General features: G+C 60.4%; 15 protein-coding genes. 6 read left to right on the forward strand and 9 right to left on the reverse strand.

Annotated elements, in window-relative coordinates; genetic code table 11:
- Nucleotides 1–5: 5 nt before the first annotated feature.
- Nucleotides 6–1,178, reverse strand: a complete 1,173-nt coding sequence (locus PL597_RS00980; protein ID WP_271364416.1) for an isovaleryl-CoA dehydrogenase — start codon at nucleotides 1,176–1,178, stop codon at nucleotides 6–8.
- Between the two features lie 80 nt (nucleotides 1,179–1,258).
- Nucleotides 1,259–1,732: an Lrp/AsnC family transcriptional regulator gene (locus PL597_RS00985; RefSeq protein ID WP_077985119.1), complete on the reverse strand. Its 474-nt coding sequence runs from the start codon at nucleotides 1,730–1,732 to the stop codon at nucleotides 1,259–1,261.
- Between the two features lie 327 nt (nucleotides 1,733–2,059).
- On the opposite strand from PL597_RS00985, the gene PL597_RS00990 reads away from it, so the two are divergent.
- The 5 genes from PL597_RS00990 to gpmI all read left to right on the forward strand — a co-directional run bounded on the left by PL597_RS00990 (nucleotide 2,060) and on the right by gpmI (nucleotide 8,495).
- The gene (locus tag PL597_RS00990; RefSeq protein ID WP_077985118.1) at nucleotides 2,060–3,187 is read left to right on the forward strand and encodes an acyl-CoA dehydrogenase family protein; all 1,128 of its coding nucleotides are present in this window, start codon (nucleotides 2,060–2,062) and stop codon (nucleotides 3,185–3,187) included.
- 44 nt (nucleotides 3,188–3,231) lie between these two features.
- On the forward strand, nucleotides 3,232–4,470 hold the full coding sequence (locus tag PL597_RS00995; RefSeq protein ID WP_142911999.1) for a 3-methyl-2-oxobutanoate dehydrogenase (2-methylpropanoyl-transferring) subunit alpha: 1,239 nt from the start codon (nucleotides 3,232–3,234) through the stop codon (nucleotides 4,468–4,470).
- 3 nt (nucleotides 4,471–4,473) lie between these two features.
- Nucleotides 4,474–5,487, forward strand: coding sequence for an alpha-ketoacid dehydrogenase subunit beta (locus tag PL597_RS01000; RefSeq protein WP_271364417.1), 1,014 nt, complete (start codon nucleotides 4,474–4,476; stop codon nucleotides 5,485–5,487).
- Between the two features lie 2 nt (nucleotides 5,488–5,489).
- Nucleotides 5,490–6,764 carry a dihydrolipoamide acetyltransferase family protein gene (locus PL597_RS01005; protein ID WP_271364418.1) on the forward strand — a complete coding sequence of 425 codons (1,275 nt, stop codon included), beginning with the start codon at nucleotides 5,490–5,492 and terminating at the stop codon, nucleotides 6,762–6,764.
- Nucleotides 6,765–6,977: 213 nt separating this feature from the next.
- On the forward strand, nucleotides 6,978–8,495 hold the full coding sequence (gpmI, locus tag PL597_RS01010; RefSeq protein WP_271364419.1) for a 2,3-bisphosphoglycerate-independent phosphoglycerate mutase: 1,518 nt from the start codon (nucleotides 6,978–6,980) through the stop codon (nucleotides 8,493–8,495).
- Between the two features lie 77 nt (nucleotides 8,496–8,572).
- Here gpmI and PL597_RS01015 read toward each other — a convergent pair whose 3' ends face one another.
- From PL597_RS01015 to PL597_RS01045, 7 genes are all read right to left on the reverse strand, one after another.
- On the reverse strand, nucleotides 8,573–9,010 hold the full coding sequence (locus tag PL597_RS01015) for a YeeE/YedE family protein (protein WP_271364420.1): 438 nt from the start codon (nucleotides 9,008–9,010) through the stop codon (nucleotides 8,573–8,575).
- On the reverse strand, nucleotides 9,007–9,414 hold the full coding sequence (locus tag PL597_RS01020) for a YeeE/YedE family protein (protein WP_269823511.1): 408 nt from the start codon (nucleotides 9,412–9,414) through the stop codon (nucleotides 9,007–9,009). Before PL597_RS01020 ends, PL597_RS01015 begins: the two co-directional genes overlap by 4 nt.
- Nucleotides 9,411–9,767 carry a sulfite-sensing transcriptional repressor BigR gene (gene bigR, locus PL597_RS01025; RefSeq protein ID WP_271364421.1) on the reverse strand — a complete coding sequence of 119 codons (357 nt, stop codon included), beginning with the start codon at nucleotides 9,765–9,767 and terminating at the stop codon, nucleotides 9,411–9,413. The genes PL597_RS01020 and bigR overlap by 4 nt, the downstream gene beginning before the upstream one ends.
- Nucleotides 9,761–11,056 carry a bifunctional sulfur transferase/dioxygenase Blh gene (gene blh, locus PL597_RS01030; RefSeq protein ID WP_271364422.1) on the reverse strand — a complete coding sequence of 432 codons (1,296 nt, stop codon included), beginning with the start codon at nucleotides 11,054–11,056 and terminating at the stop codon, nucleotides 9,761–9,763. Before blh ends, bigR begins: the two co-directional genes overlap by 7 nt.
- Nucleotides 11,057–11,320: 264 nt before the next feature.
- A complete protein-coding gene (locus PL597_RS01035; RefSeq protein WP_271364423.1) occupies nucleotides 11,321–11,806 on the reverse strand; it encodes a hypothetical protein in 486 nt (161 codons plus the stop codon).
- 13 nt (nucleotides 11,807–11,819) lie between these two features.
- The gene (locus tag PL597_RS01040) at nucleotides 11,820–12,611 is read right to left on the reverse strand and encodes an SDR family NAD(P)-dependent oxidoreductase (RefSeq protein ID WP_271364424.1); all 792 of its coding nucleotides are present in this window, start codon (nucleotides 12,609–12,611) and stop codon (nucleotides 11,820–11,822) included.
- A 26-nt stretch (nucleotides 12,612–12,637) separates the two neighbouring features.
- On the reverse strand, nucleotides 12,638–13,465 hold the full coding sequence (locus PL597_RS01045; protein WP_269834682.1) for an alpha/beta fold hydrolase: 828 nt from the start codon (nucleotides 13,463–13,465) through the stop codon (nucleotides 12,638–12,640).
- 128 nt (nucleotides 13,466–13,593) lie between these two features.
- Between PL597_RS01045 and PL597_RS01050 the strand changes: the two genes are divergently transcribed.
- Entirely contained in the window at nucleotides 13,594–14,577 is a 984-nt protein-coding gene (locus PL597_RS01050; protein WP_271364425.1) for a GlxA family transcriptional regulator, read from the forward strand.
- Nucleotides 14,578–14,626 lie beyond the last annotated feature (49 nt).

Here is a 14,626-nt window from a genome sequence, read left to right on the forward strand (position 1 = left end):
TGTCCTCACCCGTTGCCCTTGACCAGTTCGCGGCCGATCAGCATCCGGCGGATTTCGCTGGTGCCTGCGCCGATTTCATAAAGCTTGGCGTCGCGCAGCAGCCGTCCGGCCGGGCTTTCATTGACATAACCGGAGCCTCCGAGAAGCTGAATTGCATCCAGCGCCACCTGTGTGGCCCGTTCGGCGGCGAACAGGATTGCGCCCGCCGCATCCTGCCGCGTGATGCGGCCATTGTCGCAGGCCCGGGCCACGGCATAGACATAAGCGCGCGATGCGTTCATCGCCGAATAGATATCGGCAAGCTTTCCCTGCACCAGCTGGAATTCGCCGATGGGTTTGCCGAACTGCTTGCGCTCGCGGGCATAGGGCAGCACCAGATCGATGGCTGCCTGCATGATGCCAACAGGGCCGGCAGCCAGTACGGCGCGCTCGTAATCCAGCCCGCTCATCAGCACCGTCACGCCATCATTGAGGCGACCAAGGATGTTTTCCTCCGGCACCTCGCAATCCTCGAACACCAGTTCCGAGGTGGGGGAACCGCGCATGCCGAGCTTGTCGAGTTTCTGGGCCGGGCGAAAGCCCTTGAAGCCTTTTTCGATCAGGAAGGCCGTGATGCCGCGCGCACCGGCGGACATATCCGTCTTGGCATAAACCACCAGCGTATCGGCCTCGTGGCCGTTGGTGATCCACATTTTTGCGCCGTTTAGCACATAGTGATCACCTTTGCGTTCCGCCTTCAGCCGCATCGACACGACATCGGAACCGGCTTCCGTCTCGCTCATGGCGAGGGAGCCGACGTGCTCGCCGGAGACCAACTTCGGTAGATATCTGTGCTTCTGCTCTTGCGTTCCCCAGCGGTGAATCTGGTTGATGCAGAGGTTGGAATGAGCGCCATAGGAAAGGCCGATGGAAGCGGAAGCCCGGCTTATTTCCTCCATCGCCACGCAATGGGCGAGATAGCCCATGTAAGCGCCGCCGAATTCTTCCGAAACGGTGATACCGTGCAGGCCAAGCTCACCCATTTGCGGCCAGAGCTGACGCGGAAACCGGTCGTCGCGATCGATCGCGGCGGCGAGTGGCGCAATTTTATCATCTGCGAATGCACTGGCGCTGTCGCGCAATGCTGCGATTTCCGGGCCGAGATCGGCATCGAAAATGGCGGCGAGATTCAAACTCATCGCGTCTCCTCCTCCGGACGGCATCTGCCGCCGTCCCTTTTGTCAGCAACCGGCACCTCCTCCGCGCCGGCAACCCTTGATTATGGCGCGTCACCTCCGGTGAAGGCGGCGGAACGGCGCACGAATGTCTTGATGGCGAAATTGGACTGGATGCGCGACACGCCGGGAACCGTGGTCAGGAAATCCAGTAGCTCCTGATAATGCGGCAAATCCCGCACCATGGCGTGGATCAGATAATCGGAACTGCCGCTGGTCTGGTAACCGCCCACAACTTCCGGAATGGAAGCGACGTGGTGTTCGAAGGTGGTCAACGCTTCCTTGATCTGCCGCTCCAGCGTGACGGAAATGAAGACGCCCATGTTGCCGAGCAGACGGTTCTCATCGAAGACGGCGGTATAACCGCGAATGATGCCTTCCTCTTCCAGCTTGCGCACGCGGCGCAGCGTCGGCGTGAAGGAGAGACCGATGCGGGCGGCAAGATCCCGCCAGCTGACCCGCCCGTCATCGCCGAGAACATGCAGAATCTTCTGGTCGAAACTGTCGAGCTCAATCATGGATCATTTGCTCTATGATATGACTATTTGTTGGATCAAAGATATCGCCAATCAAAAAACTGTCAATCAAAATAGCTTTGAAATGAATTCGAGATAGTGATAGCGTTCACATCAGTCGCGGTCTGGAGGAGATTTGCGGCGGGCCGGTTCCTCACGTCAGGGCTGGCCAAGGGAGGTGAATTTGGCTGTGCATGACCCTGTCGTGATCGACGGGGCCGCCCATGCTTTCATGGGCAGGCCTCAGAACCAATTCCAGTTTGCGACGTTGCCGGCATCAGGTGACGTCGACGCGTCTCATGCGCTTCTGCTTTTGGGGGAGAGGCCGCGATGATGCTCACCGAAGCCCAGCAACAGATCAGAGATATGGCCCGCGACTTCGCCCGCGAGCGGCTTGCCCCTGGCGCCGCTTCGCGTGACCGGGAAAGCCGTTTTCCCAAAGACGAATTGAAAGCGATGGGCGAGCTCGGTTTCCTCGGCATGCTGGTCTCCGAAGAGTATGGCGGGGCGGAGACCGGCGCCGTTGCCTACGCACTGGCACTGGAGGAAATCGCTGCCGGGGATGGTGCCTGTTCCACCATCATGAGCGTCCATAATTCCGTGGGATGTGTGCCTATCCTAAAATTCGGAACCGAAGGCCAGAAGCAGCGCTTCCTGCCGAAACTCGCTTCCGGCGAATGGATCGGCGGTTTCGCGCTGACCGAACCGCAGGCTGGCTCCGATGCGTCAAATCTCAAGACCAAAGCGCGGCGCGATGGTGATCGTTATATTCTTGATGGCGCGAAGCAATTCATCACATCAGGTAAAAATGGCGATGTCGTCATCGTTTTTGCCGTCACCGACGCGACGGCGGGCAAGAAGGGTATCACCGCCTTCATCGTGCCGACGGACACGCCGGGTTACGAGGTCATAAGGGTCGAAGAAAAGCTCGGCCTGCATTCATCCGATACCTGCCAGATCGCCTTTACCGACATGGCGGTGCCAGCCGAATTGCGGCTGGGCGAAGAGGGGCAGGGGTATCGCATTGCGCTTGCCAATCTGGAAGGCGGCCGCATCGGCATCGCCGCGCAAGCGGTAGGCATGGCGCAGGCGGCCTTCGAGGCGGCGCGGGATTATGCCCGTGAGCGCAAGGCCTTCGGGCAGGCAATCATCGAACATCAGGCGGTCGCGTTTCGCCTCGCGGATATGGCGACGCGCATTCAAGCGGCGCGGCAGCTGGTGCTGCATGCGGCGGCGCTGAAGGAAGCGGGTGAGCCCTGTCTTTCGGAGGCTTCGATGGCGAAGCTCTTCGCTTCCGAAATGGCCGAGCGCGTCTGCTCGGACGCCATCCAGATTCACGGCGGTTACGGCTACATGGCGGATTATCCGGTGGAGCGGATCTATCGCGATGTGCGCATCTGCCAGATTTACGAGGGGACCAGCGATGTCCAGCGAATGGTGATCGCGCGGAACCTTTGAGCGTTGTTTCGCGGTCTGGAGGAGACCGCGACGGGAGGAGTAGAATGGACATAACCGAAACGCCACGTCTCAGCCTGCATGTTCCCGAACCTGCGGTGCGGCCCGGCGGGGAGCCGGATTTCTCCAATGTGAAAATACCCAAGGCCGGCTCCGTGCCGCGCCCGGAGGTTGACGCCGCGCCGGAAAGCATGCGCGATCTTGCCTATTCGATCATCCGTGTCCTCAATCATCAGGGCGAGGCCGTTGGGCCATGGGCAGGGCTGCTTTCGGATGAGGACCTGCTGGTGGGCCTGAAGAATATGATGCGGCTTCGGGCTTTCGATGCGCGCATGCTGATGGCGCAACGGCAGGGTAAAACCTCTTTTTACATGCAGCATCTGGGCGAAGAGGCGGTGAGCTGCGCCTTCCGCAAGGCGCTCTCCAAAGGCGACATGAATTTCCCGACCTACCGGCAGGCCGGGCTGTTGATCGCCGACGACTATCCGCTCGTCACCATGATGAACCAGATTTATTCCAACGAACTGGATCCGCTGCATGGGCGGCAGTTGCCGGTGCTTTATTCCTCGAAGGAGCATGGTTTCTTCACCGTCTCCGGCAATCTCGCCACGCAATATGTGCAGGCGGTCGGTTGGGCGATGGCGTCGGCCATCAAGGGCGATACGAAGATCGCCGCAGCATGGATCGGTGACGGTTCGACGGCGGAGTCGGATTTTCACTCGGCGATGGTCTTTGCCTCCACCTACAAGGCTCCGGTGGTTCTCAATATCGTCAATAACCAATGGGCGATTTCCACCTTTCAGGGCATCGCGCGCGGCGGCTCGGGAACCTTTGCGGCACGCGGCCTGGGCTTCGGCATTCCCGCACTGCGGGTCGACGGCAATGACTATCTCGCCGTTTATGCCGTGGCGCGCTGGGCGGTGGAGCGGGCTCGCCGCAATCTCGGCCCGACGCTCATTGAATACGTCACCTATCGTGTCGGCGCCCATTCCACTTCCGACGATCCGAGCGCTTACCGCCCCAAGACGGAGTCCGAGGCATGGCCGCTGGGCGATCCGGTTCTGAGGCTCAAAAAACATCTCATCCTGCGAGGCGTCTGGTCGGAGGAACGGCACCGGCAGGCAGAGGCGGAAATTGCCGATGAGGTGCTGGAAGCTCAGCGCGAGGCGGAAAGCCACGGCACGCTGCACGAAGGCAAAAAACCGCCGAAAAAGGATATTTTCGAGGGTGTCTACGCCGAGATGCCGCCGCATCTCGTCCGGCAACGTCAGAAGGCAGGGTGGTAAGGCATGGCAAGAATGACGATGATCGAAGCCGTCCGTAGCGCCATGGATGTGTCCATGGAGCGCAGTGACGATGTCGTGGTGTTTGGCGAGGATGTGGGCTATTTCGGTGGGGTTTTCCGCGCCACGCAGGGGCTGCAGGGAAAATACGGCAAGACCCGCTGTTTCGATGCGCCGATCAGTGAATCCGGCATTGTCGGCACTGCCATCGGCATGGCTGCTTATGGGTTGCGGCCCTGTGTCGAAATCCAGTTCGCCGATTACATGTATCCCGCCTATGACCAGATCACCCAGGAAGCAGCGCGTATCCGTTATCGCTCCAATGGCGATTTCACCTGCCCCATCGTTCTCAGAATGCCGACCGGCGGCGGCATTTTTGGCGGGCAGACGCACAGTCAGAGCCCGGAAGCGCTTTTCACCCATGTCTGCGGGCTGAAGGTGGTGGTTCCTTCCAATCCCTATGACGCCAAGGGGCTGCTGATCGCTTCCATCGAAGATCCCGACCCGGTTATGTTTCTGGAGCCGAAGCGGCTTTATAACGGTCCCTTTGATGGCCATCACGACCGGCCGGTGACGCCGTGGTCCAAACACAAGATGGGGGAGGTGCCGGAAGGGCACTACACCATTCCCATCGGCAAGGCGGAGATACGCCGTCCCGGAAACGCTGTGACCGTCATCGCTTATGGCACCATGGTGCATGTGGCGCTGGCGGCGGCGGAAGAGACCGGCGTGGATGCTGAGATCATCGATCTTCGCAGCCTCTTGCCGCTCGATCTCGATACAATCGTCAAGTCTGTCTCCAAGACAGGCCGTTGCGTCATGGTGCATGAGGCGACGCTGACCTCCGGCTTCGGGGCCGAAGTCGTGTCGCTGGTGCAGGAGCATTGTTTTTATCACCTCGAGGCTCCCGTCGTCCGCGTCGCGGGCTGGGATACGCCTTACCCCCATGCGCAGGAATGGGACTATTTTCCGGGACCGGCCCGCGTCGGGCGCGCCCTTGTCGATGTCATGGAGGCCTGATTATGGCGGAATTTGTTATCACGATGCCCGATGTCGGTGAAGGTGTGGCGGAAGCCGAACTGGTGGAATGGAACGTCAAACCGGGCGATCTCGTCCATGAGGACATGGTGCTGGCCGCGGGGATGACCGACAAGGCGACGGGGGAAATCCCATCCCCGGTGGCGGGGATCGTCACCTGGCTTGCCGTGACGGTTGGAAATACCGTGCCGGTAAAGGCGCCGCTGCTGCGCATCGAAACCGATGTCGCCGTCGCCGCTTCCAATGGCAGCGCGCCGGAAGCGGAAGTGCCCACCCAGATGACGCAAGCGCCTGCCGACATGACGGACACGCCGCCACCCGTTGAAACCCAACCTGCGGCGCGAGAGGCCGAGGAGGCGCCGCCGGCGCCCGTCGCCGAACCGTATCATAAACCGTTGGCGTCTCCCGCTGTTCGCCAGCGCGCCGACGATCTCGATATCGATCTCACCAAGGTCAAGGGAACGGGGCCTGACGGGCACATCACCCATGCCGATCTCGACGGGTTTTTAACCGTGCGGGGACGGCCGGACCGTCCCGAGCCGATAGCGCCCCACGATAGCGCTGTCGAGGAGGTGAAGGTGACCGGGCTCAGGCGCAAGATCGCCGAGAAGATGGTGCTTTCGGCCTCCCGCATTCCCCACATCACCTATGTCGAGGAAGTCGACGTGACCGATCTGGAGGATTTGCGGGCAACCATGAACGGCAATCGCCGTTCCGGGCAACCGAAGCTGACGATCCTGCCGTTCCTGATGCGCGCGCTGGTGAAAGCCGTTGCCGATCATCCCGGCATGAATGCCACCTTCGATGACGAAAAAGGGGTCGTCAGCCACTATGAAGCGGTTCATATCGGCATCGCCACGCAGACGCCGTCGGGCCTCACCGTTCCGGTCGTGCGCCATACGGAAACGCTCGGCCTTTGGGAATGCGCGGACGAAGTCGCACGCGTCGCCGAAGCGGCCCGCACCGGCACGGCCCATCGGGAAGAATTGATGGGCTCCACCATCACCATCAGTTCGCTGGGAGCCTTGGGCGGTGTGGTCTCGACACCCATCATCAATCACCCGGAGGTGGCGATCATCGGCGTCAACAAGATCGTGACGCGCCCGGTGTGGGATGGGACGCGGTTTGTGCCGCGCAAGATGATGAACCTCTCATCGAGCTTCGATCACCGGGTTGTCGATGGCTGGGATGCGGCGATATTCATCCAGGCCGTGAAGGCGCTTATGGAAAAACCGGCGCTGATCTTTATCGACGGCTGAAGATTCATTCGTAAGAAGCTTTTCTTCCATGAGGCGCTCCGGCTTCATGGAACTGTTTCGGTGTCGGTATAGGCTTGCGTTCGTTATCTTCGGGTATAGAAGAGAAGAACGAGAAACATGTTTTCTCATCATGATCACAGTGGCGGACGAGGGCGCTCCGGTGCCCGGCGGTCCGCCCTCCGCCGGCAACCGAATGAAGAAGAAGGTCCTCCCATGCGCACTCCCAAACCCGTTGTCCTGACTATTCTCGATGGCTGGGGGCTGAACGAGGACACATCCAGCAATGCGCCGGTGCTGGCGAATACGCCCACCATGGACCGGCTTTTCGCCACCTGCCCGAATGCGAGGCTCACCACCTTCGGCCCGAATGTGGGTCTGCCCACCGGGCAGATGGGCAATTCGGAAGTTGGCCACACCAATATTGGCGCGGGCCGCATCGTCGCCATGGATCTCGGCCAGATCGATCTGGCGATCGAGGATGGCAGCTTTTTCCGCAATGCGGCGGTGCTTGATTTCGCCGCCACCGTGAAGGCCGCGGACGGTGTGGCGCATCTGATGTGCGTCGTTTCCGATGGCGGCGTCCATGGCCATATCCTCCACGGCCAGGCGGCGGTGAGGCTGATGATCAGCCACGGCCTGAAAGTGGTGGTACATGCCATCACCGACGGCCGCGATGTCGCGCCGCAATCGGCTGAAGAATTTGTGGCGGCACTGGTGGCGAGCCTGCCGCAGGGGGCAAGCATCGGCACGGTGATCGGCCGCTATTATGCGATGGATCGCGACAACCGCTGGGAGCGCGTCGAGAAAGCCTATGACGCCATGGTTCTGGCGAAAGGAGAACACGCGCGGGATGCGGTAAGCGCCGTTGCTCAGAGTTATAGGAACAACGTCACCGACGAATTCATCCTGCCGACGGTGATCGATGGTTATGAAGGTTTCAAGGCCGGCGATGGCCTGTTCTGCCTGAATTTCCGGGCCGACCGTGCCCGTGAAATCCTGCTCGCCATAGGGGCGGACGATTTCGACGGTTTTTCGCGCGAAAAGCCTGTCCTTTCGGCTCTGCTTGGCATGGTGGAATATTCCACCCGCCATAATGAATTCATGACGACGGCTTATCCGAAGCGGGATATCGTCAATACGCTCGGCGCCTGGGTGGCAAAGCAGGGGCTCACGCAGTTTCGTCTCGCCGAAACGGAAAAATATCCCCATGTCACCTTCTTCCTGAATGGCGGCAAGGAAGAGCCGGAAGTGGGCGAAGACCGTTTCATGCCGAAATCCCCGAAGGTCGCGACCTACGATCTGCAGCCGGAGATGAGCGCGCCGGAAGTGACGGAAAAATTCGTCGAGGCGATCGGCAAGGGTTACGATTTGATCGTCACCAACTACGCCAACCCCGATATGGTGGGTCATACCGGCGATCTGCAGGCCGCAATCAAGGCCTGTGAAGCCGTGGATCGTGGGCTTGGTGCCGTCGTTGCCGCTCTTGAAAAAGTGGGCGGCGCGATGCTTGTCATTGCGGACCACGGCAATTGCGAAACCATGGTCGACCCCGTGACCGGCGGCCCGCATACGGCCCACACCACCAATCCGGTGCCGGTGATCCTTTTCGGCGGCCCGGAAGGTGCGAAGCTGCATGACGGCATTCTTGCCGATGTCGCGCCCACCCTGCTGCAACTGATGAATGTGCCGCTGCCGCCGGAAATGACGGGCAAAAGCCTGATTGACCTCTAAATAATCACACGCCGTCGCGCGGGAGCGTTCCAGCCTCGCGCGACGGCCCGTTTCCCCGCCCCGAACGAGCCTTGCCTTTATGGCTGCTTTGCGTAGAGGCGGTCGTGGATCAGCATGCCGGCAATCATGGCGCCGACGAAAAGAACGACCGGCGTCAGCCCGAGGGCGAAAGCCGATAGTGCCGGGCCGGGACAGAAACCGGCAAGCCCCCAACCGATGCCGAAAATGGCCGAGCCTGTTATGAGCGGCCGGTCGATGCGGGTTTTTGCGGGAAGGCTGAAACCTTCTGCGAGGACCGGTTTGGCGAGACGCTGGCTGAGCAGCACACCCGGCACGGCGACCATCACCGCACCGCCGAGAACGAATACCAGGCTCGGATCCCAATGGCCGCTCGCCACGTCGAGAAAGCCGGAAACGCGGGCCGGATCAACCATGCCTGAAAGCGAGAGGCCAAAGCCGAACAGGGCTCCGGCGGCCAATGCCAGGAAAACACTTGCCACGGCTGGATTTTTCAAGACAGGGCTCCAGTTATCGTCGCGGCGCAAATACCGGCAATCAGAAAGGTGGCGGTCGCGGCGATGGAGCGCCGGGAAAATCGCGCCAGCCCCATGATGCCATGGCCGGATGTGCAGCCTGAGCCCATGCGCGTGCCAAAACCCACCAGCAGCCCGGCAATGAGGATGAGCGGCCATGGTGAAACGATGGTGATGGCCGGCAGCCGGCCGAATGCCGCGGCATAGATATAAGGTCCGGCCAGCAAGCCGGCGACGAAGGCGAGATCGGCAAGACGCCGCTCCCTGCCGAGCATTTTGCCTATGAGCCCGCTGATGCCGGCAATACGGCCATTGAAAAGAAACAGCAGAATGCAGGCAAGACCGAGCAGCATGCCGCCAAAAAGAGAGGGCCAATAGGGGCTCACGGGGTCTCCTCCTTTGGCGCGCAGAATATGGTGTAAAGGGCCTCGATCAGTTGCGCTGCTTTCGCTTCGCTCAGTTGGTAAAAAATCTGCTTGGCGTCGCGCCGGGTTTCGACCACGCCGGCTTCCCGCAGCACGCCCAGCTGCTGGGAGAGCGTCGGCTGGCGAATATCCAGCTTGGCCTCCAGCTCGCCGACGGAGAATTCCCCCTGCGCCAGCGTGCAGGCGAGCATCAGCCGCGCCGGGTGTGCAAGCGTTTTCAGAAGCAGTGCGACCTCGACAGCCCTCTCCTCCATGGCGGGAAGTGGAATTTCAGCAATGTGGGGGGACTTTTCCAGCTTGTTTTCCTTTACCATATGCTTCCCTCCAGCACGTCGAGCGGGAATTTCAGATAACGCTTGCCATTCGCCTCCGGCTCCGGCAGGCGACCGCCGCGAATATTGACCTGCAGGGCGTGGAGAATGAGCTTCGGCATCGGCAATGTGCGATCCCGCGCTTGCCTGAGACGGATGAAACCCTCCTCCGTCACGCCGGCAAGATGCGGATTGCTGTGTTTCTGTTCGCCGACCGTGCTTTCCCATTTCGGCGTGCGGCCGCCGGGCTGATAATCGTGGCCGGTGAAAAGCCGTGTTTCGTCGGGAAGGGCGAGAATGGCTTGAATGGACGCCCAGAGTTCGCTGGCGCTGCCGCCGGGGAAATCGGCGCGCGCGGTGCCGGAATCGGGCATGAAAAGCGTATCGTGCGCGAAGGCGGCATTACCTACCACATAGGTGACGGAGGCCAGCGTGTGGCCGGGCGAAAACAGCACGCGCGCTTCAAGGGAGCCGATATTGAACCTGTCGCCCGCCTCGAACAGCCGGTCCCATTGGGAGCCATCGGTTTTTAGATCCGGCCAGTTGTATTTTTCCTGCCAGAGCTTTTGGACGCCGGTGACTTTCGCGCCGATGGCTGTCTGCGCACCGGTCTTCTGCTTGAGATAATGGGCAGCGGAAAAATGGTCGGCATGCGGATGGGTATCGAGAATCCATTCCACCGTCAGGCCCTGGCTCTCCACATAGTCCAGAATGGCGTCGGCATTCATCGTTCCGGTTGCGCCGGATTTCTCATCGAAATCATAGACCGGGTCGATAATGGCGCAGCGCCCGGTCGAGGGATCGGACACGACATATTGCACGCTCCATGTACGCGGATCGAAGAATGCCTTGACGTGCGGAGCCGCCGCTGCGCGCCGTTCCAGCCAGCGGGTGGCGCCGGAAAGGTCAAAGCCGTGCGTCTTGCCGAAAGCCTCGATATCGTCCCTTTCGATGCGCCCATCCAGAGCTTCCCCGAGAACATGAAGCGTGAGCGCGCGGGCGCCGCCCTTGCAATGGGCAAAAACGGGGCCTTCCGCTTCCGCCATTTTCTGCTGGAAGGCGCGGATATCGGCTTCGGTGATGGTTTGGCCGCTGACCGGGATAAAGCCATAATCCATGCCCGCGGCGCTGGCGGCGCTTTTTTCCTGGGAATTGCCCGGCTGGCCGGGCTCTTCACCATCAGGCCGGGCATTGACGATGCTTTTATAACCTTGGGCGGCGAGCAATGGGAAATCGTCGATCATCGGCTGGCCCGCAACTGTCAGACGCTCGTTGATCTTCACGGCATTCATCGGCATCTCCTGTTACCATAAATTAATATATATTATTGTATAATGTATATTGTTTGTTTGCAAGGCCGCAAAATGGCTTCGTTCCGGATATCTCCTGCTGCATCGTTCAGGAAAGGTTCGGAAGAAAATCCTAGAGATGGGATTTCTTCGTTTTGTGACGGCTGGACGGAGATTGCCTGTCTTCTGTATGCGAAAAATGCCTTGCGGCCTGAATATGGAGGCACAAGGCATTTTCGTGGAAACCGGTTCGAATTCGGGCTCGTTTCAGACGACGAGCCTGCGGCGTGTCGCTTTCCAGCCGAGACAGATGGCTGCAACAAGCAGAACCGTCTGGGCGACGACGAAGGGCGGTTCATTGCCGTTCGGCGCCAGGTTGTTGAGTGTTTCGACCTTGAGAAATGCCTGAACGATCAACACGAACATATTGAGATAAAGGCTGATCGTAGCGGTGATCGTATAAATAATGCGCGCCCTGCCATTCAGGCCGTATCCATAAAGTGCAACCAGTGCAATTGCCAGAACGAGGGTCGAGATGACGCCGACGCCGAGCGCCGGCGTGAAGTTTCCGATTGGAAACAGGAAGCCGTTGAGTGTGGTGGCGAGCGTGGTGACGAGGAAAAGCGCCATCATGCGCGGCATCCATCGCCCCGCCGCATAAGCGGGTAGGGCGATCAGTCCGGCGGCGATGCCGATGAAGCTTAGGCCCACATGCAATGCCGTGAATTGGGGAATGGTCAGTCCGAGGATCATGATACGTCTCCCTCTATTCGGTTTTGGCTGCACGATACCGGCTGGCGGCAAGTGCATGCGACAGATTGGGCCTTAACGCCGCGCGCGCTGCAAGGAAATTTTCAAGATCAGCCGTATCCGGCAGGGACGGAATGGTCAGTGCTTCGCCGAGGTCGAGACCGGCAAGGGCCGCATCCACCATTTCGTAAACATCCATGACCATGGCGGCCGGAATGGCGTCGAGCCGTTCCTCTTCCCAGATCGCGGTGCGGGTGATGCCCGGCAGGACGGCCTGAACTCGCACGCCGGAGGGGGAAAGCTGCGCCTGCAGCGCCTCGGTGAAGGCAAGCACGAAGGCCTTGGTGGCCGGGTAGACGGCGGTGAATGCCGCCGGCATCAGCGCCGTGACCGAAGTGATGTTGATGATCGTGCCCTTGCCATCGTCGACAAGACGCGGCGCGATGGCTGCTGCAAGCCGGGTGACGGCAAGGATGTTGAGGTTGATCATCGTTGTCACATAGGCCGGGTCCAGCGCCCTGATTGCGCCTTCCCCGGCAATACCGGCATTGTTGACGAGGCCGGTAATCCGACGGTCGTCGCGCAGCCGCACTTCCACCTTTTCGAGGTCTTCCGCCTTGGAAAGATCGGCGGCGAGAACCTCGACTGCGATGTGATGATCCTTTTCCAACCGTGCGGCCAATGCTTTCAGCTTTTCGGCACGCCGCGCCACGAGTATGAGGTCATGGCCGCGTTTTGCCAGACGTTCGGCATAGACCGCACCGATGCCATCGGATGCGCCGGTGATGAGAAATGTATTCTGTGTCATGTCCGTGTCTCCTTTGTGCGGTGGTTTCAGGCGTGGATGAAGGCGAGAAGGTCGGTGTTGAACCGGTCCTGATGGGTCTGCGTCAGGCCATGGTCGGCGCCCTCATAGATTTTGAGCACCGCATGTTTGACTATTCTGACCGTGGAGAGCGCCGAAGCGCCGACCGGCACGATCTGATCGTCATCGCCGTGCAGAACCAGCGTCGGCTTGTCGAAAGCCTTCAGGTCCTGATGGAAATCGCTTTCCGAAAAGGCGCGAATGCTGTCGAGCTGACCTTTCAGGCCGCCCATCATGCCCTGCCGCCAGAATTCGTCGCGGATGCCTTCGGATATCACGGCGCCTTCGCGGTTGTAGCCGTAGAAGGGAATGGTCAGGTCCTTGAAAAACTGGCTGCGATTGTCATAGGTGCCCTTGCGGATGCCGTCAAAAACATCGATCGGCAGGCCGATGGCATTGCTTTCCGTCTTCAGCATCAGCGGCGGCACAGCGCCGATGAGGGCGATCTTGGCGACGCGGGCCGTACCATGACGGCCGATATAGCGCGTCACCTCGCCGCCGCCGGTGGAATGGCCGACCAGAATGATGTCATGAAGATCGAGCTGTTCGATCAGCTCGGCCAGATCGTCGGCATATTGATCCATGGTATTGTTATGCCAGACCTGATCGGAGCGGCCGTGGCTGCGGCGGTCATGGGCGATGGTGCGGAAACCGTTGTTAGCGAAGAACACCATCTGCGCATCCCAGGCATCGGCGCTGAGCGGCCAGCCATGGGAGAAGATGATGGGTTGCCCGTCTTTCGGGCCCCAGTCCTTGTAGAAGATATGCGTTCCGTCTCTGGTGGTGATCGTTGTCATGGCTTTCTCTCCTGTTGCAGGGAGCTTGCTTGCGTCCCGTGGGAATAGAGATACTCTGGAGACAGCCGGGACTGGATTGGCGCTTCTGACAGAAAACGAGCCAAAACTGACAAAACGGGGTGTGGGTCATGGCAGGTGTAACGGGAAGCGCGCTGGAAGTGGGACTGGTCCTCTATAGGGACTGTCAGATCGCCATGGTGCATGGGATCACCGATCTTTTTGCCATCGCGTCGGTATTTTCTCAGGATCGCGGCGGGCCGAAATTGCGGGTCAGTCACTGGAGCATGGGGGAGGGCGGTGAATTCGCGCGCTGTCAGGATACCGATCCAGGGCCGGGGCATCCCGATATCTTTATCGTACCCGGGAGGCTGACCGGGCCAGCCGAAATCGAGGAAGCGGAGCCTTACGCCCGCTGGCTGCTGGATCGGCATGCGCAGGGGGCGACGCTTGCCGCCAGTTGCGGCGGCTCCTTTATGATTGCGGCAACGGGCCTCCTGTCCGGCCGCCCGGCTACCACCCACTGGTTGTTTGCCGAGCGTTTCCGCGAGCGTTTTCCCGATATCCGGCTGGAGATAGACAAGATCGTCATCGAGGATGGCGATATCATCACGGCTGGCGGGCTGATGGCATGGACAGACCTTGGCCTGCGCATCGTCGACCGGCTTCTCGGACCTTCGGTGATGATCGAGACCGGCAAGTTCCTGCTGATCGATCCCTCGGGGCGTGAACAGCGCCATTATAGCAGCTTCGCCCCAAGGCTGACGCATGGCGACGAGCCGATCCTGAAGGTGCAGCACTGGCTGCAGGCCCGCGCCGGGCGGGCGACGAGCGTTACCGACATGGCCGGCCATGCAGGGCTGGAGGAGCGGACCTTCCTGCGCCGCTTCAAGGCCGCCACCGGCATGAAGCCCATCGAATATGTCCAGCATCTGCGTGTCGGCAAGGCGCGGGAACTGCTGGAATTCCCCCGCCGTTCTGTCGATCAGATCGCCTGGTCGGTGGGTTATGAGGACGCCGCCGCCTTTCGCCGGGTGTTCCACCGCATTCTCGGCCTCTCGCCGGGTGAATATAGAAGCCGCTTTTCCAGCAGTTCGGCCATGGCTGCGGCGTGAGGGGGGCCGACCGTCCCGGCGGTGCGGAGGCGCGGCCCTTGCAATGTGG

The sequence above is a fragment of the Agrobacterium sp. ST15.13.013 genome (assembly GCF_027956525.1).
Classification (GTDB): domain Bacteria; phylum Pseudomonadota; class Alphaproteobacteria; order Rhizobiales; family Rhizobiaceae; genus Agrobacterium; species Agrobacterium salinitolerans.

Excerpts from the sequence above, each read along its gene's own strand:
- bigR (WP_271364421.1), bottom strand. The coding sequence starts at position 9,767 with ATGGTAAAGGAAAACAAGCTGGAAAAGTCCCCCCACATTGCTGAAATT.
- PL597_RS01045 (WP_269834682.1), bottom strand. The coding sequence starts at position 13,465 with ATGACAACGATCACCACCAGAGACGGAACGCATATCTTCTACAAGGAC.
- PL597_RS00980 (WP_271364416.1), bottom strand. The coding sequence starts at position 1,178 with ATGAGTTTGAATCTCGCCGCCATTTTCGATGCCGATCTCGGCCCGGAA.
- PL597_RS00985 (WP_077985119.1), bottom strand. The coding sequence starts at position 1,732 with ATGATTGAGCTCGACAGTTTCGACCAGAAGATTCTGCATGTTCTCGGC.
- PL597_RS01005 (WP_271364418.1), top strand. The coding sequence starts at position 5,490 with ATGGCGGAATTTGTTATCACGATGCCCGATGTCGGTGAAGGTGTGGCG.
- blh (WP_271364422.1), bottom strand. The coding sequence starts at position 11,056 with ATGAATGCCGTGAAGATCAACGAGCGTCTGACAGTTGCGGGCCAGCCG.
- PL597_RS01035 (WP_271364423.1), bottom strand. The coding sequence starts at position 11,806 with ATGATCCTCGGACTGACCATTCCCCAATTCACGGCATTGCATGTGGGC.
- PL597_RS01040 (WP_271364424.1), bottom strand. The coding sequence starts at position 12,611 with ATGACACAGAATACATTTCTCATCACCGGCGCATCCGATGGCATCGGT.
- gpmI (WP_271364419.1), top strand. The coding sequence starts at position 6,978 with ATGCGCACTCCCAAACCCGTTGTCCTGACTATTCTCGATGGCTGGGGG.
- PL597_RS01000 (WP_271364417.1), top strand. The coding sequence starts at position 4,474 with ATGGCAAGAATGACGATGATCGAAGCCGTCCGTAGCGCCATGGATGTG.
- PL597_RS01050 (WP_271364425.1), top strand. The coding sequence starts at position 13,594 with ATGGCAGGTGTAACGGGAAGCGCGCTGGAAGTGGGACTGGTCCTCTAT.
- PL597_RS00995 (WP_142911999.1), top strand. The coding sequence starts at position 3,232 with ATGGACATAACCGAAACGCCACGTCTCAGCCTGCATGTTCCCGAACCT.
- PL597_RS00990 (WP_077985118.1), top strand. The coding sequence starts at position 2,060 with ATGATGCTCACCGAAGCCCAGCAACAGATCAGAGATATGGCCCGCGAC.